The sequence below is a fragment of the Pseudonocardia autotrophica genome (assembly GCF_003945385.1).
Lineage (GTDB): Bacteria > Actinomycetota > Actinomycetes > Mycobacteriales > Pseudonocardiaceae > Pseudonocardia > Pseudonocardia autotrophica.
In genome coordinates, this window is record NZ_AP018920.1 from 532,931 (window position 1) to 552,977 (window position 20,047).

Genomic DNA, 20,047 nt, shown 5'->3' on the forward strand with positions numbered 1-20,047 from the left:
CAAGCTCAGGCGACGGTGATCTCCGTCTGGTGCAGCCCCGGCCCGTCGACGACGAAGTCGGACTGCCCGTTGCCCGAGCGCGACAGCGCCCGGACGGTCCAGGATCCCGGAGCGGCAAAGAACCGGAAGTCCCCGGAGGCCGAGGACACGACCTCCGCGGTGAACTCACCGGTGCCGTCCAGCAGCCGGACGAACGCGCCACCGACCGGGTCGCCCCCGGCCACCACGCGTCCGGCGAGCACGGTCTCCTTCTCCAGGTCGGTGCCCGCGGGCAGGCTCACGGTCTGGTCAGGTGCACCACACATGTCACTTCGCTCCCAGTTCGATCGGCACGCCGATCAGCGAGCCGTACTCGGTCCAGCTGCCGTCGTAGTTCTTCACGTCCGCGTGGCCGAGCAGCTCGTGCAGCACCACCCAGGTGTGGCTCGAGCGCTCGCCGATCCGGCAGTACGCGATGGTCGACCGGCCCTCGTCGAAGCCGGCCTCCTTGTACAGCGCGGCCAGCTCCTCGTCGGACTTGAAGGTGCCGTCCTCGTTCGCGGCCTTCGACCACGGGATGTTGATGGCCGACGGGATGTGCCCCGGGCGCTGCGACTGCTCCTGCGGCAGGTGCGCCGGAGCCAGGATCTTCCCGGAGAACTCGTCGGGCGACCGGACGTCGACCAGGTTCTTCGCGTCGATGGCCTCGACGACCTCGTCGCGGAACGCGCGGATCGAGTTGTCGGCCTCCTTGGCGGTGTAGGAGGTCGCCGGGCGGTCCTTGACGTCGGTGGTCAGGGTCCGGCCGTCGAGCTCCCACTTCTTGCGGCCGCCGTCGAGCAGCACCACGTTGTCGTGGCCGTAGAGCTTGAACTCCCAGTACGCGTAGGCGGCGAACCAGTTGTTGTTGCCGCCGTAGAGCACGACCTTGTCGTCGTTCGAGACGCCCTTGGCGGAGAGCAGCTGCTCGAACTGCTCCTTGGTGGGGATGTCGCGACGGACCGCGTCCTGCAGCTCGTCGGTCCAGTTGACCTTGACCGCACCGGGGATGTGACCCCCGTCGTAGGCGGTGGTGTCCTCGTCGACCTCGAGGAACACCACCCCGTCGGTCTCCAGGTTCTGCTCCGCCCAGTCGGCGGTGACGAGGACGTCCTCGCGGCTCATGTGTGTTCTCTCCGAATCGTGTCGCGTGAAGTTGAACGGGTCAGGGGCGCGCGGTGGCGGTGCCACCACTGCGCAGGCGGGCGAGGAGCCCGTACATCTCGCAGCCCAGGCAGTAGCCGAAGGCCGCGTTGAGGAACGCTGCGACGAGCGCCGCCGCGGTGGCGACGACGCCGAGCGCGGTCAGGCCGGTCAGGTACCCGACGGTGGCGATGACGGTGAACACCAGCCCGACGGTCTGCGAGAAGCGGACCGGGGCGGCGTCCTCCCACTCCGTGGGCGGTCCCAGCCGTGGCGCGAGCAGTACCCGGTACAGCGCTCCGTAGGGGGCGAATCGCATCCCGGCCACGGCGCCGACGCCGAACACGACGGCTTGTGCTCCGACGAGCAGCCCGCTCCCGCTCACCAGCACCAGCGCCAGTACGACGGTGGTGACGGCGGCGGCGAACCGGACCCCACGTGGATCGAGCCGGGGCTCGGTGCGTGCGGGTCCGTTGTCCGCGACGGACATGGAGACTCCTGGTGGAACCGGGTTTCGGCCGGGACGTCCGTCAGGACGCGCGGCTCAGGGCACGCGGGTCAGGAGTCCAGACAGAGGCAGCCGGCGAGGCGGCACAGATCGACTGCGCGGCGTCGGGTCAGCGGCCAGTTCACATCTGCGAGGGTAACCGACCCGGAGCGACCCGCACACCCCGTGCGGCCGGGTCGCTGCGTCACACTGCGAGAGGGTGTCCGGTCAGGCCGGTGCGGACGGCAGCGCGTCGGTCAGCTCGCCGGCCCGCGGCACACCGGAGATCCGCAGGATCTCGCCGCCGCCGGCATCGAAGACGACGGTCGTCGGGGTACGCAGTACGCCCAGCGCACGGGCCACCTCGATCCGCTCGGCCACGTCGATCTCGACGTGCGCGAGGCCGGGATCGGCGGCCGCGAGATCACCGAGCAGTCGCGCGGTCTGCCGGCACGGCGTGCACACCGGTGAGGAGAGCTGGAGCAGCAGGGCACGCCTGCCGTCCGGTGCGACCCCGGCCAGTTCCCAGCCTCCGGCCCCGGCCGCCCGGCCCGGCGTCGTCGCCCGGACCCGTCCCGATCGTGCGCGCAGCACCAGCCCGGCGATCGTCGCGAGCGCCAGGGCCACGATCAGTACGACCAGTCCGCCGGTCTGCACCTGCGCCTCCCCGGGTCAGCTCGTGGAGCGGGTGGCCCCGTCTCCGCCGATGTCGAGGTCCCGGACCGCACCGGAGATCTCCAGGACGTTGTACTCCGGGATCGACGCCGACGTCGGTGTGACGCCGAGCGGGAGCGTCCCGGGATCCAGCTCCACCGCCAGCGCGCGCAGCAGCGAGTCGCGCACCGCGTCCGGGACGGCCTCGTCGGTGTCCAGCTCGCGGACGTCGCGCGGCACGATCCGCAGCACCCCGTCGGCGACGACGAGCGTGCTCAGCACGGCCACCCGGGTGTCCGAGCCGTCCACCGGCAGCTCGGCGACGAACCGGGCGGCGGTGCGCGGGTCCGTCCCGCGCAGCGTCGGGTCGGCCCCGGCCCGGATCGCGGTGTCGATCGCGTTGGCGTCGACCACATCGACGGTCAGCCGCTCGACCCCGGCGGCGGGCCCGCCGGACGCCACGACCATCCGCCGGATGTCGTTCGGGCTGATCCGGACGGTCCCCTCGGCTGCGGCCGCCCGGAACCGGGCCGGCCCGGAGCCGACCAGCGCGGACAGCGGCGCGCGCACCCCGTACAGCTCCACCCCGACCTCGGGCGTACGCAGCGGGCCGATCGGGACCCGCTCCATCGAGACCTCCACCTGGCCGTAGCGGCCGGTCACGGCCTGGGCGAGGAAGGAGAACCCGGTGACCCGGACGGCCGGGTCCTCCGGCAGGTCCAGGGTGTCGCGCATCTGCCGGGCGATACCGGACTCGGCCGCGGCACCGGCGCCGAGATCGGCGAGTACGAGCACGGCGGCCACGGCCAGCACGGCGGCGAGCGCCCGCTTCACGGTGCCTCCCACGGGCGGTGCCTCCCTGTGGCGGGTTCGGGACCCCCGAACGGTAGAGACCGGGCCGCCCGCGCCCGCGCCCGGCCCCCGACCTCCCCGGACGGGCGGGTCGGGGTGCACCGATCAGTGGATCGATACACCTTCCGAGCGTGAGGCAGATCGCGATCCGGCTGACCAGCGCATGACGTGGCGGTATCGTCTGCGTATCGCGCGAGAGGAGGAGTCCATGGAACTGCTCCTGCTGACCACGGCTCCCGACGCGGCAGCGGTGCTGCCCGCCCTGTCCCTGCTTCCGCACAACGTCCGGACCGCGGCGCCCGAGGTGGCCGCACTGCTCGACGCCGGGCCGCACGACGCGGTCCTGGTCGATGCCCGTAGTGACCTGGTGGCCGCCCGCAGCCTGTGCCGGCTGCTCGGCAGCACCGGAACCGACGTTCCGGTGATCGCCGTACTCAACGAGGGTGGCCTGGTGGCCGTCTCCGGCGAGTGGGTGGTGGACGAGATCCTGCTTCCCGACACCGGCCCCGCCGAGGTCGACGCGCGGCTGCGGCTGCTGCGGTCCCGGCCCGGTGCGGAGTCCGCCGCAGGCGGCGGTGCACTGGTGCTCGGTGAGCTGGTGATCGACGAGGCCACCTACTCGGCCCGGCTCAAGGGCCGGCTGCTGGAGCTCACCTACAAGGAGTTCGAGCTGCTCAAGTACCTCGCGCAGCACGCGGGCCGGGTGTTCACCCGGGCCCAGCTGCTGCAGGAGGTCTGGGGCTACGACTTCTTCGGTGGCACCCGCACGGTCGATGTGCACGTGCGGCGGCTGCGGGCCAAGCTCGGCGGTGAGCACGAGCAGATGATCGGCACCGTACGCAACGTCGGGTACAAGTTCGTCCGGCCGTCCCGTGGCGGGCTGACCGCCCCACCGGACCCGGAGGGTGAGACCGATCCCGAGCCCGTCGACCGTCGCCTCCCGGGCGCGGCCCGCCCCACCGGCCCCGGCCGGACCACGCCGGGGGCGCTCTCGTCACGCTGACGTTCTGCGACGAGGCACTAGGGTCCGCGGCGTGGATCCGCAGGTGCTCACCCGACTCGACTCCGACACCGCCGCAGCGGTGCACGAATTGCTGGCCGCCGCCGGCTCCCACGACGGTGCGGAACCGTTGTCCGACCAGTTCCTGCGCAACCTGCGCACCGACGAGCCCCGCGACGGTGTGCTGCACGTGATCGCCGGTCTCCCCGACGGGCCGGCCGTCGCCGGCTACGCCCAGCTCGACGGCGAGTACGCCGAGCTGGCGGTACACCCGGACCGGCGCCGTCGCGGGATCGGCTCCGCCCTCGTCCGGGCGCTGGAGGCGGCGACACCGGATCCGCACGTGTGGGCGCACGGCGACCTCGACGCCGCGAAGGCGCTCGCCGAGGCCCGCGGCTACCGCCGGGACCGGGTGCTGTGGCAGATGCGGCGTCCGCTCACCGGGCCGGACGCGCCCGCGTTGCCCGGGATCGAGCTCCCCGACGGCGTCATCCTCCGCTCATTCGTCCCCGGGCAGGACGACGCGGAGTTCCTGCGGGTCAACAACGCCGCCTTCGACTGGCACCCCGAGCAGGGCGGCTGGACCGGCGGCGAGCTCGCCGACCGGCAGGCCGAGGACTGGTTCGACGCCGACGGGTTCCTGATCGCCACCGACCCGTCCGGCACGCTGCTGGGCTACCACTGGACCAAGGTGCATCCGGCCACCGGTGACGAGCCCGCGATGGGCGAGGTCTACGTGCTCGGCGTCGACCCGGCCGCACACGGCCGTGGCCTCGGCCGCGTGCTGACCCTGGCCGGTCTGCAGTACCTGCGCGACCGCGGACTGGGCACCGTGCTGCTCTACGTCGAAGCGGACAACACCCCCGCGGTGCGGGTGTACGAGCGACTCGGGTTCGACGTGTACGCCGCGGACGTGAACTACGCCCGCTGAACGGGCGTCACCACCCGCCCCGGAGTGATCACCGGGTGGTGACCGGACGTCGATCGTGTGACGGGGATCCCCCGACCGGCGGCCCTGTTCATTCCACGTTCATCTTCCGTGGGTGCTGCGTCCAACGACGACTCCTAGCGTCTGCCCTCGGACGGCCTCCCCGGGCCGTCATCCCGAACGGCACCAGCCGACCACGGAGGAACCTGCAGTGAAGACGAAGCGGCGCGCGCCCCGGGCGCGCCTGGCGGCCGTCGGCGTCGCCACCACATGTGCGCTGTTCGTCGCCGGGTGCGGCGCGGCGAACGAGGGTGGCGGCGGAGCCGAGGGCGAGGGCGTCTCCGGCACCATCTCGGGTGCCGGTGCGAGCTCGCAGCAGGCCGCGATGCAGGCCTGGATCGCCGGGTTCAGCGACGCCAACCCGGGCGCGACCGTGAACTACGACCCGGTCGGTTCCGGTGGCGGTCGCACCCAGTTCGTCCAGGGTGGCGTGCAGTTCGCCGGCTCCGACGCGTTCCTCCACGACGAGCAGCTGGAGCAGGCCCGCCAGCGTTGCGGCGGCTCGGTCATCGAGATCCCGAACTACGTCTCGCCGATCGCGATCGTCTACAAGCTCGACGGCGTGCAGGAGCTCAACCTGGCCCCGGCGACCATCGCCGGGATCTTCAAGGGCGAGATCACCACCTGGAACGACCCGGCGGTCGTCGCGGACAACCCCGGCGCCACGCTCCCGGCCACGGCCATCACCCCGGTGCACCGCTCCGACGAGTCGGGCACCACCGAGAACCTCACCGACTTCCTGAACCAGGCCGCCCCTGACGTCTGGACCGACGAGGCCGACGGCAACTGGCCGATTCAGGGCGGCGAGGCCGCACAGGGCACCTCCGGTGTGATCGGTGCGGTGAACGCCGGCAACGGCACCATCGGCTACGCCGACGCTTCGCAGGCCGGTGACCTGGGCAAGGCCAACGTCAAGCTGGGCGACCAGGACGTTGCGCCGACCGCCGAGGCCGCCGCGCAGATCTTCGACGAGTCCCAGCGGGTCGAGGGTCAGGGCGACGGGTCGTTCGCCTGCGAGCTCAACCGGACCGCCGGCGGCGGTGCCTACCCGGTGGTGCTCGTCTCGTACCTGATGGCCTGCCCGACCTACCCGGACCAGGCACAGGCCGACGTGGCGAAGGCGTTCCTGAGCTACGTCGTCAGCACCGAGGGCCAGGAGGCCGCGGCCCAGGCCGCCGGCTCCGCCCCGCTCTCGGACACCCTCCGCAGCGAGATCACGCCCGTGATCGACCGCATCTCGGCCGGTGGCTGAGCAGGTCCTGCGGAGGCCGGAGATCGAGTCGTATGTCATCTAGCCAGGAACCCCGGGCGGTGTTCATCATGGACGCGCCGCCCGGGGTCCCGGGTGCTGTTCCGACCCTGTCCAGCGCACGTACGCACCTCCAGGGATCACTGTGACCACCACTCAAGCCTCGCCTGAGCGCCCGGCCGGAAAACCGGTCTCGCAGCTCGGTGACCGCATCTTCGCCGGCTCCGCGAAAGGCGCCGGGATCCTGATCCTGGTCGTACTGGCCGGGGTCGCCGCTTTCCTGCTCATCGAGGCCTTCCCGGCGATCACGGCGTCGGAGTCGGAGCTGCCCGGCGGGCTCGCCGTCTATGTCGCCCCGCTGATCTTCGGCACGCTGCTCAGCGCGGTGATCGCGCTCGTGGTGGCGACACCGCTGGCGGTCATGGTGGCCCTGTTCATCAGCCACTACGCCCCGCGCAGGCTGGCCCAGGGCCTCAGCTACATCGTGGACCTGCTGGCCGCGGTTCCCTCGATCGTGTACGGCCTGTGGGGCGCCTGGACGCTGGCCCCGCTCTCGGTGGGACTGTCCACCTGGCTCGCCGACTACCTGGGCTGGATCCCGCTGTTCGCCGGCCCGCCCTCGACCACCGGACGCACGATGCTGGTCGTCGGCCTGGTGCTGGCGGTGATGATCCTGCCGATCATCACCGCGGTCGCCCGCGAGGTCTTCCTGCAGGCGCCGAAGCTGCACGAGGAGGCCGCGCTGGCGCTCGGCGCCACCCGCTGGGAGATGATCCGGCTCGCGGTCCTGCCGTTCGGGCGCTCCGGAATCATCTCCGGCGCCATGCTGGGTCTCGGTCGTGCCCTCGGCGAGACGATGGCCGTCGCGATGATCCTCTCCGTGTCCGGGGCGATCACCGTCAACCTGATCAGCTCGGAGAACCCGGCGACGATCGCGGCGAACATCGCGCTGCAGTTCCCGGAGGCTTCCGGGCTGACGGTCAACGTGCTGATCGCGTCCGGTCTGGTGCTCTTCCTGATCACCCTCCTGGTCAACATGCTCGCCCGCTACATCGTCGAGCGCCGCCGCGACTTCTCCGGAGCGAACTGAGATGTCCACCGGAACCGAACCCGACCGCACCGAAGAGGTCTCCGTGACCGGAACCGGACTGGAGACCCCCGCCTCCGCCACGCCCACGGTGCTGCGCCGCAAGGGCAGCCTGCCGCGGTGGGCGCCACTGGGCATCCTCGCCGCCACCGCCGCCGTCATGGCGGGTGTGGTCGTGGCGCTCGGCTCCGGCATCGGGCTGTGGCTGTTCTTCACCGCCGTCGTGTACGCGGTCGCCACCTACACCGCGTCGAGGGTGGTCGAGGGGGCCCGCAAGGCCGCCGACCGGTTGGTGACGGTCATCGTGACCGGCGCGTTCCTGCTGGCGATGATCCCGCTCGTCTCGGTGCTCTACACCGTGGTGAGTCAGGGCTGGGAGCGGTTCGACGTCGCCTTCTTCACCAACTCCATGCGCGGCGTGGTCGGCGAGGGTGGCGGCGCGCTGCACGCCATCCAGGGCACCCTGATCATCACCGGGCTGGCGGCGGTCATGTCCATCCCGGTCGGCCTGCTCACCGCGGTCTACCTGGTCGAGTACGGGAACAACTCCCGGCTGGCCCGCGCGATCACCTTCTTCGTCGACGTCATGACGGGTATCCCGTCGATCGTCGCCGGCCTGTTCGCCTACGCGCTGTTCGCGCTGCTGCTCGGCCCGGGTGTGCGGTTCGGTTTCGTCGGCGCCGTCGCGCTGACCGTGCTGATGATCCCGATCGTGGTGCGCTCCACCGAGGAGATGCTCAAGATCGTCCCGAACGAGCTGCGTGAGGCGTCGTTCGCACTGGGCGTGCCGAAGTGGCGGACGATCCTCAAGGTCGTCATCCCGACGACGGCCGGTGGTATCGCCACCGGCATCACCCTGGCGATCGCCCGGGTGATCGGCGAGACGGCGCCGCTGCTGGTCACCGTCGGCCTCGCCACCGGGGTGAACCTCAACCCGTTCGACGGCCGGATGGCGACCCTGCCGGTGTTCTCGTACTACTCCTACGCGGTGCCCGGTGTGCCCCGCGAGCCGTTCCTCGACCGCGCCTGGACCGCGGCCCTGGTGCTCATGCTCATCGTGATGGTGCTGAACGTCGTCGCCCGGCTGATCTCGACGTTTTTCGCCCCGAAGACCCGATAGGACATCCCGCCATGGGTAAGAGCGTCGAAGCCAAGAACCTCAACATCTACTACGGGTCGTTCCTCGCGGTCGAGGGCGTCGACATGACGATCAACCCGAAGACGGTCACCGCGCTGATCGGCCCCTCCGGTTGTGGCAAGTCGACCTTCCTGCGGTCGATCAACCGGATGCACGAGAACATCCCGGGTGCCCGGGTGGAGGGCCGGCTCGAGCTCGACGGCCAGGACCTCTACGGGGCGAACGTCGATCCGGTCGGCGTGCGCCGCCAGATCGGCATGGTGTTCCAGCGGCCGAACCCGTTCCCCACGATGTCGATCTACGACAACGTGATCGCCGGTATGAAGCTGAACAACAGCCGGGCGTCGCGCTCGGAGCTGGACGACACCGTCGAGCGCTCGCTGCGCGGTGCGAACCTGTGGAACGAGGTCAAGGACCGTCTGGAGAAGCCCGGCTCCGGGCTGTCCGGCGGCCAGCAGCAGCGGCTGTGCATCGCCCGCGCGATCGCGGTGCGCCCGGACGTGCTGCTGATGGACGAGCCGTGTTCGGCCCTGGACCCGATCTCCACGCTCGCGATCGAGGACCTGATCAACGAGCTGAAGAACGACTACACGATCGTCATCGTGACCCACAACATGCAGCAGGCCGCCCGGGTCAGTGACTTCACCGGGTTCTTCAACATCGAGGGCACCGGCAAGCCCGGCAAGCTGGTCGAGATCGACGAGACGAAGACGATCTTCTCCCAGCCGTCCCAGAAGGCCACCGAGGACTACGTCTCCGGCCGCTTCGGCTGAGCCGGCTCCGGCCTTGCGGCCCCGGTACCCCGGTCGGGGGTGCCGGGGCCGAGCCGTCTGCGGGTCAGAGGGCGATCTCGTCCGGGGTCGCCCCGGTGACCGCGTAGACCACGTGATCGGCCAGGCGCACGCAGTGGTCGGCGTAGCGCTCGTGGAACCGGGCCAGCAGAGCGGCGTCCACCGCGGCGGGCACACCGGCGCCCCAGGTGGGCCCGAACATCAGCTCGAAGACCGAGCGGTGCACCTCGTCCACGGCGTCGTCGTCGGACTCCAACTCGCAGGCGAGCACCACGTTGCGGGTGCCGAGCACGGTGACCGCCTTCTCACCCAGCGCGGTCACGAGCGTGCCGTACCGGGTGAACAGCTCGACGGCCTGCTCGGGCAGCGCGGGACCGTCACCGGCCCGGACCACCACCTGAGCGATGTGCCGGGCCAGGTCACCCATCCGCTCCAGCTGCTGCGAGCAGCGCAGTGCGGTGATCACCGACCGGAGCGGGGTGACCATCGGCTGGTGCAGCGCCATCGTCTCGACGGCCAGCAGCTCGATCGCCGCCCGGTGCCCGTCGATGATGTGGTCGCGGGCCACGACCTGCTCGGCGAGCCGCCGGCGGTTGTTCAACAGGGCGTCGGAGGCGTTGCGGAACGCCGTCACGACCAGCGGCCCCATCTCGTCGAGCATGGCCTGCAGCTGCGTCAGGTTGTCGTCGAGTGTCTCCCTGCGCATGCTCACGACCTTAGAGCGGCCCGGATGGCTGTCTCGGCAGGGGAGCGGTGAACGCTCGGTGAACGGGTGGCGCGTGGGCCGATCAGGCGGCCATCCGGACACCGACCCGAAGGTCGACCTGAAAACGTTCGGTCGAGGCGAGCACCGTCGAGCGCACACCGGTGACCTCGAACCATTCGAGGGACTGCCCGGCCCGGCCCACGCCGTTCCGGATCGCCTCCTCGACGCTCTCGTCCGACGTGCCGGTCACCTCGGTGACGACACACCCCGTGTGTTCCATGCGGCAAGTGTGCCCCGGCCGTCCGGCGGCCAAACGCGAACCGTTGCCCGGCGCCGTACCCGCGCGCCGTGCGGCAACCCTCAGACGGCCAGTGGCCCGGGCATCTGGCCGGTGACGACGTAGACGATCCGCCGGGCGACGGCCACGGCGTGATCGGCGTATCGCTCGTAGAACCGGGCCAGCAGCGCGACGTCGACGGCGGCGGACACCCCGTGCGTCCAGTTGCGGTCCATCAGCACGGTGAACATGTGCTGGTGGAGGTCGTCCATCTCGTCGTCGTCGACCTCGAGCTCGGTCGCCGCCTCCAGGTCCCGGCTCCGGATCACCCGGCCGGCCTTCTCGGCGAGTGCCACGCCGACCCGGCCCATCTCGGTGAAGTACGGCTTGACCTCGTCCGGCAGCACCGACTGCGGGTGCCGGCGGCGGGCGGCCTGCGCCACGTGCAGGGCGAGATCGCCCATCCGCTCGATGTCGCCCGCGCCGTGGATCGCCGCGACCACCACCCGCAGGTCGGTGGCCACCGGGGCCTGGAGCGCGAGGAGGCCGAAGGCGCGGTGCTCGGCGGTCGCGCGGACACCGTCGATCCGGACATCCTCGGAGATGACCTGTTCGGCGAGCTGTAGATCGGCGTCGAGCAGCGAGCGGGTCGCCCGGTTCATGGCGGCGGCGACGTCGTCGCACATCCCCGCCAGACCGGACGCCAGCTCGTCCAGCTGCTCCTGGTACGTGTCGCGCATGCCCCCGAGCCTAGAGCCGGTGTCGACCCGGGTCAGCCTCGGTGGATGAACCCACGGTGAACGGTGTCCGACTCCACGCCGATCGGGTGAACAGGATGGCTCAGGAGCAGTCGGCGTCGTCGGCCGGGACGGCCTGTACCGGGGCGGCGCCGGTGGCGCCCACCACGAGCTCCAGCCGCCCGCTGCCGGTCGGGTCCGGAGCCGGCCGGGCGCCCGGGAGAGCGCCGACGAGCGTGCCGGCGGCGTCGGTGTTGTCGGGTGAGTAGTGGACCATCGCGCCCTCGGCCGGGGCGCCCGTGCTGATCGCACCGATCTCGTAGCCGCGTTCCCGCAGGTTCTCGGCGACCTGGTCGACCGATCCCGGGGTGCCGGTGGCGTCGACGAGATCGACGACCGTCCCGGCTCCGGCCGGTGCGGCGGCGGACCGGGCGGCCGGAGCCGTCGCGGACTCGGGCAGCGGTTCGTGCTTGCGCAGCGCGGCGAACAGCGCCCGGGCCTCGCTGCGCTGCAGCTCCAGGTGCCCGCGGGTGTTCGGGACCTCGGAGACCGGCAGGCCCAGGAACAGCGGGGTGCTCCCGTCACCTGCGGTCCCGGCCCGGCTGAGACCGCGGGCCAGGGTGAGGATCTCGCCGGCGTCGACACCGTCGGCGACGAGCGCGGCCGAGACCCCATCGGCTGCGCGGCCGGGGGCGCCCGGGGTGAGCAACGAGGTCGTGGAGAGTGCGTCGCCCAGCGCGGCCGCGAGCACCCGCTGCTGGCGCTGCACCCGGTTCGCGGGCGAGCTGTCACCGGTCGCGGCGGCCGAGGCGAACCGGGCGGCGACGGGGCCGTCGAGCGGGACCGAGCCGGAGCCCTCGACGACGGGCCCGAGCACCGGATCGACCACCGGGCGCTCGGTGCAGACCCGGATCCCGCCGACCGCGTCGACCAGCTCCGGGGTCCTGGCCAGGTCGAGGGCGACGAAGCCGGACATCGGGATGCCGGTGAGCTGCTGCACGACGCCGACGGTGCACGCCGGGCCGCCGACGTCGTAGGCGGTCGCGAACGCCGTCCGCGACTCGGCGGGGACGGTGTCGCCGTAGGCGCCGGTCGCCGGGTCCCAGCGGGCGCACGGCGGCCGGGCGACCTCGAGCGTCGCGGGCAGCGACAGCGTCACCGGCTGGCCGCCGCCCGCCGGCTGGTGGACGAGGACCGCGGTGTCGGTGCGGGCCGACTCCGGGGAGTCCGCACGATCCGCCTGCAGGGCAAGGACCAGGATGTTCCGGTCGCCGGTCTGGGTGGCGGCGTCGAGCACGGCGTCCGAGTCCGGTGCCAGCGCGGCGGTCGGTCGGACCCCGTCGTGGATCGCACCCCGACCGGCGAACCCGAACGCCGTCGTGACGAGGACGAGCGCGGCCGCCGCGGCGGCCCCGATCCGGATCCAGCGCTGCCGTGACGACGGGGCCGCGGCGGGTTTCCCTGTGGGTTTTCCTGTGGGTTGCTCGGCGGATCGCTCGGCGGGTTCCGCTGTGGGGTCTTCCGTGGGGTCCGCGGCGGGCCCGTCGGTCGGCGCGTCGTCGGCGGGGGTGTCCGGGACGTCGTCGGCGTAGCGGCGGCGCAGGCGCCGTGGGACGGCCGCGATCTGGGTGTCCCGGGAGTCGGCCGCGCCGCGGGTGGGATCGGTGCCGTCCTTCGCCGCGGTGGGGTCCGGGGCGGTGGGGCGGCGCCGGGAGCCGCTGTCGTGCCGGCCGCCGGTGTGCTGGTCTCCACCGTGCGGGCCGGGCTGGTCGTTGCCGTGTGGGCTGCGCTGATCGTTGCTGTGCGGGCCGGGCTGGTCGTTCCTGTGCGGGCCGCTGTCGTGCAGGTCCCGGCTGCGCCGGTCTCCGCCTGTCCCGGTGCCGGGGCCGCTGGGGCCGCGGGTGCCCGGGTCCGGGATGGCGGGCCCGGCGCTGCGGGGATCGGGCGCCTCGGAGCCCGCGCCGCCCGGGCGGGGACCGGTCGGCGGGCCCGGCGGCACCGGGGTCGCGCGGCCCGCGGGGGGAACCCGGGGGCCGGTCGGCGGCCCGGCCGGTGCGGGCCCACCGGGATGGCGGGGTACCCGGCCGCCGCGCACTCGTCGTACGCCGGTCGGGGGGACGGGGCCGGCCGCGGGCGGCTGCGGTGACCCGTCGGGGGTGCCCGGCGCGTCGTCCGCCCCGGCCCTACGGCGGGTACGCCGGGGCCGGTGGGCGTCGTCGTCGCCGTCCTGCACCGGGCCTCCTCCTTGCGCAGCCGTTCCCGGCGCGCTCGCCGTGCGCGTCGGGGGACGCGGACGACCGGATCCTGCGCGGTGAGTCTATTCAGCCGTCAGTGGGGACGGTGGCCCGGGGCGGCCACGATGTGCGTCCGGTTGGGGGATCGATCTACGTCCGGATGCAGCACCGGCGAGCACGACGCGCCCGCCGGCGGCCCGGTGTGCGACGGCGTTGCGGCCTGCCTGCTTGGCCGTGTAGAGCAGCAGATCGGCCTCGGCCACCAGTGGATCCACGGCGCCGTCGACGGGGCCGGTGTGCGCGACACCGATGCTGATCGTCATCCGGAGGTCCTCGTGCAGCTCGGACCAGTCGTGTGCGGCCACCCGTTCACGGGCCGCCTCGCAGGCCGCGATGCCCTCGTCCGGACCGAGACCGGGCAGGACGAGGGCGAACTCCTCGCCGCCGTAGCGCGCGCAGAACGCGCCGCGCGGCAGCGCCCGGCCGAGCTCGAGCACGATCCGCTGCAGGACCCGGTCGCCGAAGGGATGCCCGTGCGTGTCGTTGACCTGCTTGAAGTGGTCGATGTCCGCGAGCGCGAGGCAGACCTGTTCCTCGGTGCCCGCGGTCAGCAGGCCGGCGAGCGTCTCGTCGAGGTAGCGCCGGTTGTAGGACGCGGTGAGGCTGTCCCGCCGGCTCTGCTCGTGCGCCTCGGCGTGCTCGCGCCGTAGCCGGTCCAGCTCGGCCTCCACGGTGGCGGCACCGTTCAGTAGCCGGACCGCCTCGCGCAGGTGCAGGTAGGCCTGTTCGAACCGGTCGTGGTCGGCGAGCCGCTCCGCGGCGGCGGTGTGCAGCGCCGCCCGCGCGGTGGGCGTGGTCGGGCCGACGTCCTCGATCCCGGGATCGGGGACGTCGGTGGGCGGCAACGCCGCGCGCCGTGCGGAACGCACCAGGTTGCGCACCGTCCAGGCCGTGTCGGTCACCGTCCACCTCCCGTCTCGCCGATCGTCACCAGTGCTATCGGTGCGACCATTGTGACGCTTGAGGCGCATGAGGATTCAGTACCCGTTCGGCGTGTCCGATTCCCCCGGCCCGGGGACGGACTCGTCGACCCCGGGTGGCGGATGTTCGACGATCAGCCGCCCGAGTGCTCCAGATCCGCACCGAAGGGGACGGACGGGTCGTCGGGGTCGTCGAGCCAGTGCTCCGGCAGCACCACCCGGCCGGGGGAGCCCTGGCGGCCACGCGGGCCGTCGGCGTCGGCGGGGAACGGCTCGTCCGGGTCCAGCTCGGCCAGCAGCCCGTCGAGATGCTCGATCGAGGTGACCATGCCCAGGCTGCGGCGCAGGTCCGAGCCGACCGGGAAGCCCTTGAGGTACCAGGCGACGTGCTTGCGGACGTCGCGGATGCCCTTGTGGTCGCCCATGTGCTCGCAGAGCAGCACCGCGTGCCGGCGCAGCGTCGCCGCGACCTGGCCGAGGTTCGGCGGTGCGGGCAGCTCGCGCCCGGCGAACGCCGCCTCCAGGTCGCCGAACAGCCACGGGCGACCCAGGCAGCCACGGCCGACCACGACGCCGTCGCACCCGGTCCGGGCGACCATGTCCAGCGCGTCCTGCGCGGAGAAGATGTCGCCGTTGCCGAGTACCGGGACGTGGGCCGGGACGGCCTCGCGCAGCCGGGCGATCGCGCTCCAGTCGGCGGCGCCGGAGTACCGCTGGGAGGCGGTGCGGGCGTGCAGGGCGACCGCGACGGCGCCCGAGTCGACGGCGATCCGGCCGGCCTCGAGATGGGTGTGGTGCTCGTCGTCGATGCCGATCCGCATCTTGACGGTGACCGGCCGGTCGCCGGCCCCCTCGACGGCGGCCCGCACGATCCGCTCGAAGAGCTTCCGCTTGAACGGCAGTGCCGCGCCGCCGCCGCGCCGGGTGACCTTCGGGACCGGGCAGCCGAAGTTCATGTCGATGTGGTCGGCGAGATCGCGCTGGACGATCATCTCCGCCGCCCGGCGCATCGCGGCCGGATCGACCCCGTAGAGCTGCATCGAACGTGGGTGCTCGTCGCCGTCGAAGGCGATCATGCGGAAGGTGAGCGGGTTCTTCTCCACCAGTCCGCGGGCGGTGATCATCTCGCACACGTAGTAGCCGGCGCCCTGCTCCCGGCACAGGCGGCGGAAGCCGGCGTTGGTGATACCGGCCATCGGTGCGAGTACCACCGGCGTGTCGACCTGGTAGGGGCCGATACGCAACGGTGGCAGCACGCGTCCGCGGCGGGCGGGGGCGTACTGCACGGTCACGCGGACGATTGTCCCAGGTGCGTGTCGCGCGCCGCGCCCCGCCCGCCGAGGGGACGGATCAGAAGTCGACGGTCACGCAGGCCGGGCGGCCACCGGCGGTCCCGGCGTGCCCGGCGTGGGTGGCGGTGGGCTCCTCGTGCAGGATCACCGACTCCGCGCGGCGGTCGTCCGGGAAGGTCCAGGCGACGGTGCTCGTCGACTCACCGGCGCCCGTCTCGTCGGTGGTGAGATCGAGCCAGATCTCGTTCTGCGGGTTCGCGTAGGCGGGGTCGACGCTCGGCGTGACCGGGTCCTCGGAGAACTGGTAATGCGGGCCGGCGTCGGCGCCGTCCTCGGCGGTGCACGGCTGGGTGTGCGCGTGCGAGCCGTACGTGCGGTTCGGCTGGAGACCGGTCACCCGCAGGGTGGTCGTCGTCGAGCCCTCGCTCTCCGCGCTCGTCACCTCGAGCGTCGCGCCGGCGGGGACCAGTTCGGTGTCGTAGGTGTAGGCCGGTCCCTCGCCGCCCTCGGCGACGGTGGCCGAGACCTGGACGGTCTGCCCGGCGGTGGCCTGGGCCTGCTGGTCGTCGCCGCCGTTGCCGCCGCAGGCGGTGACGAGGAGCGCGGCTGCGCCGAGCAGCGCGAGCCGTGTGGTCGTGCGTCGGAACCTCATGACCCGATGGTGGTGGAACCGGACTTTCGGGGCGGATCCGCCACGCCGTCGTGGCACGGATCCACCGGGTCGTGTGTCCGCTACCGTGATGCGCGTGACTACCGACGTGGTCGAGCGCACCGAGAACCTCCCGGACCCGCTGGATGCCATCGCCGAGCCGGTCGCCTGCGTCCGCTGCTCGTCGGGCGCACTCCTGACGATCGTCGGACGCTGCGCGGATTGCATCTCCGACATGGGGCGCAACCACCCGGAGGAGCGGGAGGCCTGGAAACGGGAGCTCACCGAGACCATCGAGAGCCGCGGCGAGTAGCGAACACCCTCCCCGTCCGGAGGTGTCGCATCGACGTGATCGGTGCGGCCCAGCTGTACGATGTGCCACGGGATCGCCGGGACCGTCCGGGGGACAGATCGTCCGGTGGTGGTCTCGCCCCGGCGTCGGTCGGGGTGGTTCTGGGGCCTCTAGCTCAATCGGCAGAGCAGCGGACTTTTAATCCGCGGGTTCGGGGTTCGATCCCCCGGGGGCCCACACAATCACCAGGTCAAAGCGTCGCGCTGATCATCTCACCAAGATCGCAGTACCACTTTGGGACCACTTACCCGTCCCCGTCGCGGTCGAACATGCCCTCCAGGACCTCGGCCGTCTCACGGTCGGTGAGCCTGCGCCCGAGGTAGCGGTCCTGCGTCATGCTGATCTTGGAGTGGCCCAGCTGGTCACTGATCTTCCGGACAGTCACGTTCGCGTCGTCCAGGAAGCTCGCCACGGTCTTACGCAGCGTGTGGCTCACGAGCCCGTCCAGCTCGGCGTTGTCGCGCACCTGGCGCCAGACCCGGCGGACGTTCGCGGGGTCTCGCCAGCCGCCGAGGGAGTCCGGGAACACCGCCTCCACCCCCGGGCCGATCGCCAGGCGCCGGCGCTTCAACATCGTCAGCCCCCACGAGGGGATGGGGACCAGGCGCTCACCCTTGCGGCCCGACTTGGTGGAGGGCAGCCGGAGCAGGCCGACCCCGGTACGGCGGACCAGGCGCCAGCGGACGTCCACCACGCCCTCGTCGAGGTCGACCTCCGACCAGCCGACCGCCAGGGCCTCACCGATCCGGACCCCTGTCGCCAGCATCATCCGGGTCAGGTCGGGCAGGTCCCAGTCCCGCGCCTTCGTGCTCTGCTCGACCGCATCCAGCCAGGCCGTGCGTTCGGCCGCGGTCAGGGAGCGCGGAGGCCGGCGGGGCTCGGAGTCGATCCGGGCGACCTCCCGGACCGGGTTGTAGGCGATCGCGCCGTGCCGGGCGGCGAGCTTCATGACGCCCGAGATCACGATCTTCGCCGTTCGAGCCCGAGACGACGAGCGCTGCTTGATCACGCCGAGCGCCCGGTCCACGACCGGCGTGGTGATCTCCCGGACCCGCAGGTCGGCGAGGGCCGGCCGCACGTGGCGGCGGTAGATCGACCGGTAGATGTCGAGCGTGCCGGGGCTGCGCCGACCGGACTCCACGGCCTCCTCGACCTCGGCGAGCCACAGGTCCGCGACCTTGCCGAACCGCGTGTCGGGCACGACCTCGGACTCCTTCACCGGGGTCTGCCGGTCCACGAGCGCGGCGCGCAGCGCACGGATGGCAGCAGCCTTGGACCGGCCACGCCGCTTCACCTGGCGGGAAACCCCGTCGAAGTCCCGGAACCGGGTCTTGGCGACCCACCCGGAGCCGTCCTCCCAGGCGGTGATGGCCCCGTAGCTGCCGAGCGGCATCGGCGGGCGCGCCATCACGCCACCCCGTCGTCGAGGCCGTCGAGCCACGCGGCGACGTCGGTCGGCCGGTACCGCAGGTGCTTGCCCACCCGGCGGCACGGCGGCCCGTAGCCGGTCTGGCGCCACGAGTAGAGCGTCTGCACCGGCACCCGGAGGTACTCCGAGACGTCCTGCACCGTCCACAGCGGCGCGATGAGCTGCATGTCGTCCATGTCGGGTCTCCTGTCAGGCCGCGTGATCACGAGTTGCCGAACGGTCGGGCGGGGCGTCGCTGGTCGCCAGGACGGCGGCGTCGTAGTCCGCGCGCCATCGGGAGCGTTGGTTGATCGCATGGAGGAGGAGCACGGTGCGGGGTGGCACGTCCGAGTCCCCGGGTCTGGTGGTCTCCCAGCTGAACGGGCCGTCGTCGACGGCGTAGGCGGGCTGCACCCCGGCCCGGTCGAGCAGTTGCCGAACGAACGCGGTCCGCTCGGCCCGGTGGTCGGACAGGCTCTTGTTGGACCATTTGCGGGAGACGAGGACACGGCGTCCGCCGATGCCGAGGTGTTCGGGCTTGTGCGCTTTGCCCTTGCAATGTCCTGGTGTCGTTCCGGGGCGGGCGCCCTTGGGTTCGATCCCGTAGAGCAGCCAGATCGGGCAGCGCGGCGAGCACGGCGTGACGGCCAGCTCGGCGGCCAGGCGGCGGGCGTGCTCGCGCTGGCGCGACGTGGCGGACTCGCGTCGAGGCCGGCGGCCTGCCCGACGGACTTGGTGAGGTACTTGGTCAGGTAGCCGATGTGGCGGCCGGCCTCCTCCGTCCCGCCGAGGATGCCCTTGACGTGAACCTGCGGCCCGAACACCACCGTGTGCGCCGGAGCCGCGAGCGCGTCCGGGTCGGTGGCCTCGTCCCAGGTCGGTAGCGGCGCCCGGATGTCCGGGTCGACGAACGCCTTGTGGTGGTTGTCCCAGCGCGGGAGCCGGTCCCCGCTGTAGACGATCTCGTCGTGGGCCGGCCACCACACCTGGTGGTAGGTGGCGGCGGTGATCGCTCGGAGTTCGGAGCGGGGGATGGTGCCGCGGATGGCGGCGTGGAAGTGCGGCGCCCCGCGCTTCTGGGGCTCCACGGTCCCGAAGTACTGCACGTCCCAGCCCACGCAGCGGCGGGTGTTCTGCCAGAACCGATCCAGCAGCTTCGGGAAGTGGATCGCATCCCGGGCGGCCCGGCGGTAGTCGTAGCTGTCCGGGTCGAGCGCGGCGCCGTGCTTGTCCACCCGCCCATACGAGTCCAGGGTCAGGGTGAGGAACGTGGAGGGCCGGTACTTCCCGCCGAACACCCGGCCCACGGTGCGGTCCTCCACCGGACGACGGGGCAGGTTCGGTGCGTCCTGCCGACGGCGGGTGGAGCGGCGCACGGTCTGCGGTGTCGGGTCGAGCGGAGCGAGACGGCCGCGGACCCCGAGCGCGCGCAGCTCCTGGTCCACCTCGGCGACCGTCTCGCGGATCTCCTCGCACTCCTCCTCGTCGCCCTTGGCGCGGGCGTCGGTGTAGGCGGCGTGCAGGTCCGCCCGCACCGTCATCAGCTCCTTCTGCGCCGCGGTCGGGTCAGCAGGCTTGGCGATGGGTTCGTCCTCGAGGTGCCAGCCCTCCCGGCACTGCACCATCCGCAGCCGTCGGGCCTTCTCCGAACACGGGCGGCACTGGTCCTCCCGCGTCGACCCGCACGGCACCGGCACCACGTCGACCCGCCCGCTGCTCTGGTCGATCCGCCGCATGGCCAGCGGGCGGACACAGACGCCGTGGGGAGCCTGACCCACTTTCCCGGACACCTGCCCTGAGGCGATGATCGCCTTGGAGAGGAGTCCGACCGATGCGTGCACCCCGTCCGCCTGAGTTCCGCCGTCGTGCTGTGGAGCTCGCCCGTCAGGGCGAGCAGCCCATCGCCGTGATTGCGAAGGACCTCGGGATCAGCGAGTCGTGCCTGCGCCGCTGGATGGCCATCGACGACGTCGACACCGGCCGGGTCGAGGGCGTGAGCTCGAGC

23 protein-coding genes, 1 tRNA gene and 2 pseudogenes are annotated in these 20,047 nt (G+C 72.3%); 9 read left to right on the plus strand and 17 right to left on the minus strand.

All coding sequences use genetic code 11. The features are described 5' to 3' along the window. Nucleotides 1–5 precede the first annotated feature (5 nt). From Pdca_RS02600 to Pdca_RS02620, 6 genes are all read right to left on the minus strand, one after another. Nucleotides 6–305, minus strand: coding sequence for a DUF1416 domain-containing protein (locus tag Pdca_RS02600; RefSeq protein WP_085913576.1), 300 nt, complete (start codon nt 303–305; stop codon nt 6–8). Nucleotide 306: 1 nt separating this feature from the next. Next, complete coding sequence (locus Pdca_RS02605; protein WP_085913575.1) at nt 307–1,143, minus strand: sulfurtransferase; 837 nt, start codon at nt 1,141–1,143, stop codon at nt 307–309. A 40-nt stretch (nt 1,144–1,183) separates the two neighbouring features. Further along, nucleotides 1,184–1,651 (minus strand): DUF4395 domain-containing protein, encoded by a 468-nt coding sequence (locus Pdca_RS02610; protein WP_085913574.1) that lies wholly within the window; start codon nt 1,649–1,651, stop codon nt 1,184–1,186. A gap of 68 nt (nt 1,652–1,719) precedes the next feature. Further along, on the minus strand, nt 1,720–1,857 hold the full coding sequence (locus Pdca_RS37910; RefSeq protein ID WP_408635049.1) for a putative leader peptide: 138 nt from the start codon (nt 1,855–1,857) through the stop codon (nt 1,720–1,722). Nucleotides 1,858–1,876: 19 nt separating this feature from the next. Then, nucleotides 1,877–2,305, minus strand: a complete 429-nt coding sequence (locus tag Pdca_RS02615) for a thioredoxin family protein (protein ID WP_085913573.1) — start codon at nt 2,303–2,305, stop codon at nt 1,877–1,879. 15 nt (nt 2,306–2,320) lie between these two features. Beyond that, nucleotides 2,321–3,148 (minus strand): LmeA family phospholipid-binding protein, encoded by an 828-nt coding sequence (locus Pdca_RS02620; RefSeq protein ID WP_158092193.1) that lies wholly within the window; start codon nt 3,146–3,148, stop codon nt 2,321–2,323. Nucleotides 3,149–3,362: 214 nt separating this feature from the next. On the opposite strand from Pdca_RS02620, the gene Pdca_RS02625 reads away from it, so the two are divergent. The 6 genes from Pdca_RS02625 to pstB all read left to right on the plus strand — a co-directional run bounded on the left by Pdca_RS02625 (nt 3,363) and on the right by pstB (nt 9,389). Further along, a complete protein-coding gene (locus tag Pdca_RS02625; protein ID WP_085913571.1) occupies nt 3,363–4,157 on the plus strand; it encodes a winged helix-turn-helix transcriptional regulator in 795 nt (264 codons plus the stop codon). Nucleotides 4,158–4,188: 31 nt separating this feature from the next. Next, on the plus strand, nt 4,189–5,085 hold the full coding sequence (gene mshD, locus Pdca_RS02630) for a mycothiol synthase (RefSeq protein WP_085913570.1): 897 nt from the start codon (nt 4,189–4,191) through the stop codon (nt 5,083–5,085). 208 nt (nt 5,086–5,293) lie between these two features. Further along, nucleotides 5,294–6,394 (plus strand): phosphate ABC transporter substrate-binding protein PstS, encoded by a 1,101-nt coding sequence (gene pstS, locus Pdca_RS02635; RefSeq protein ID WP_085913569.1) that lies wholly within the window; start codon nt 5,294–5,296, stop codon nt 6,392–6,394. A gap of 142 nt (nt 6,395–6,536) precedes the next feature. Then, nucleotides 6,537–7,481, plus strand: coding sequence for a phosphate ABC transporter permease subunit PstC (gene pstC / locus Pdca_RS02640; RefSeq protein ID WP_085913568.1), 945 nt, complete (start codon nt 6,537–6,539; stop codon nt 7,479–7,481). Nucleotide 7,482: 1 nt separating this feature from the next. Then, the gene (gene pstA / locus Pdca_RS02645; RefSeq protein ID WP_125911210.1) at nt 7,483–8,598 is read left to right on the plus strand and encodes a phosphate ABC transporter permease PstA; all 1,116 of its coding nucleotides are present in this window, start codon (nt 7,483–7,485) and stop codon (nt 8,596–8,598) included. An 11-nt stretch (nt 8,599–8,609) separates the two neighbouring features. Continuing rightward, nucleotides 8,610–9,389 carry a phosphate ABC transporter ATP-binding protein PstB gene (gene pstB / locus Pdca_RS02650; protein WP_085913567.1) on the plus strand — a complete coding sequence of 260 codons (780 nt, stop codon included), beginning with the start codon at nt 8,610–8,612 and terminating at the stop codon, nt 9,387–9,389. A gap of 64 nt (nt 9,390–9,453) precedes the next feature. On the opposite strand, the gene phoU (Pdca_RS02655) is transcribed toward pstB, so the two are convergent. From phoU (Pdca_RS02655) to Pdca_RS02685, 7 genes are all read right to left on the minus strand, one after another. Further along, nucleotides 9,454–10,113: a phosphate signaling complex protein PhoU gene (phoU, locus tag Pdca_RS02655; protein WP_085913566.1), complete on the minus strand. Its 660-nt coding sequence runs from the start codon at nt 10,111–10,113 to the stop codon at nt 9,454–9,456. A gap of 82 nt (nt 10,114–10,195) precedes the next feature. Beyond that, nucleotides 10,196–10,393, minus strand: coding sequence for a dodecin family protein (locus Pdca_RS02660; RefSeq protein WP_085913565.1), 198 nt, complete (start codon nt 10,391–10,393; stop codon nt 10,196–10,198). An 80-nt stretch (nt 10,394–10,473) separates the two neighbouring features. Continuing rightward, the gene (gene phoU, locus Pdca_RS02665) at nt 10,474–11,130 is read right to left on the minus strand and encodes a phosphate signaling complex protein PhoU (protein ID WP_085913564.1); all 657 of its coding nucleotides are present in this window, start codon (nt 11,128–11,130) and stop codon (nt 10,474–10,476) included. A gap of 100 nt (nt 11,131–11,230) precedes the next feature. Beyond that, nucleotides 11,231–13,360, minus strand: a complete 2,130-nt coding sequence (locus Pdca_RS02670; protein WP_125911211.1) for an LCP family protein — start codon at nt 13,358–13,360, stop codon at nt 11,231–11,233. Nucleotides 13,361–13,444: 84 nt separating this feature from the next. Continuing rightward, nucleotides 13,445–14,323, minus strand: a complete 879-nt coding sequence (locus Pdca_RS02675; RefSeq protein WP_085913562.1) for a GGDEF domain-containing protein — start codon at nt 14,321–14,323, stop codon at nt 13,445–13,447. Between the two features lie 152 nt (nt 14,324–14,475). Continuing rightward, the gene (dusB, locus tag Pdca_RS02680) at nt 14,476–15,537 is read right to left on the minus strand and encodes a tRNA dihydrouridine synthase DusB (RefSeq protein WP_232021615.1); all 1,062 of its coding nucleotides are present in this window, start codon (nt 15,535–15,537) and stop codon (nt 14,476–14,478) included. Between the two features lie 154 nt (nt 15,538–15,691). Next, a complete protein-coding gene (locus Pdca_RS02685; RefSeq protein ID WP_085913561.1) occupies nt 15,692–16,285 on the minus strand; it encodes a superoxide dismutase family protein in 594 nt (197 codons plus the stop codon). A gap of 94 nt (nt 16,286–16,379) precedes the next feature. On the opposite strand from Pdca_RS02685, the gene Pdca_RS02690 reads away from it, so the two are divergent. Then, nucleotides 16,380–16,595, plus strand: a complete 216-nt coding sequence (locus Pdca_RS02690) for a hypothetical protein (RefSeq protein ID WP_125911212.1) — start codon at nt 16,380–16,382, stop codon at nt 16,593–16,595. Nucleotides 16,596–16,738: 143 nt separating this feature from the next. Next, nucleotides 16,739–16,811: transfer RNA gene (locus Pdca_RS02695), tRNA-Lys, on the plus strand. Nucleotides 16,812–16,878: 67 nt separating this feature from the next. On the opposite strand, the gene Pdca_RS02700 is transcribed toward Pdca_RS02695, so the two are convergent. From Pdca_RS02700 to Pdca_RS37740, 4 genes and pseudogenes are all read right to left on the minus strand, one after another. Next, complete coding sequence (locus Pdca_RS02700; RefSeq protein WP_085913559.1) at nt 16,879–18,042, minus strand: tyrosine-type recombinase/integrase; 1,164 nt, start codon at nt 18,040–18,042, stop codon at nt 16,879–16,881. Then, on the minus strand, nt 18,042–18,359 hold the full coding sequence (locus Pdca_RS37730; protein ID WP_085913680.1) for a helix-turn-helix domain-containing protein: 318 nt from the start codon (nt 18,357–18,359) through the stop codon (nt 18,042–18,044). Before Pdca_RS37730 ends, Pdca_RS02700 begins: the two co-directional genes overlap by 1 nt. Further along, nucleotides 18,253–18,705 (minus strand): replication initiator, encoded by a 453-nt coding sequence (locus tag Pdca_RS37735; RefSeq protein WP_331852685.1) that lies wholly within the window; start codon nt 18,703–18,705, stop codon nt 18,253–18,255. The genes Pdca_RS37730 and Pdca_RS37735 overlap by 107 nt, the downstream gene beginning before the upstream one ends. A gap of 92 nt (nt 18,706–18,797) precedes the next feature. Further along, nucleotides 18,798–19,778 (minus strand): annotated as a pseudogene (locus Pdca_RS37740) (replication initiator); the annotation flags it as partial. Between the two features lie 95 nt (nt 19,779–19,873). On the opposite strand from Pdca_RS37740, the pseudogene Pdca_RS38160 reads away from it, so the two are divergent. Beyond that, nucleotides 19,874–20,044 (plus strand): annotated as a pseudogene (locus Pdca_RS38160) (transposase); the annotation flags it as partial. Nucleotides 20,045–20,047: the final 3 nt, after the last annotated feature.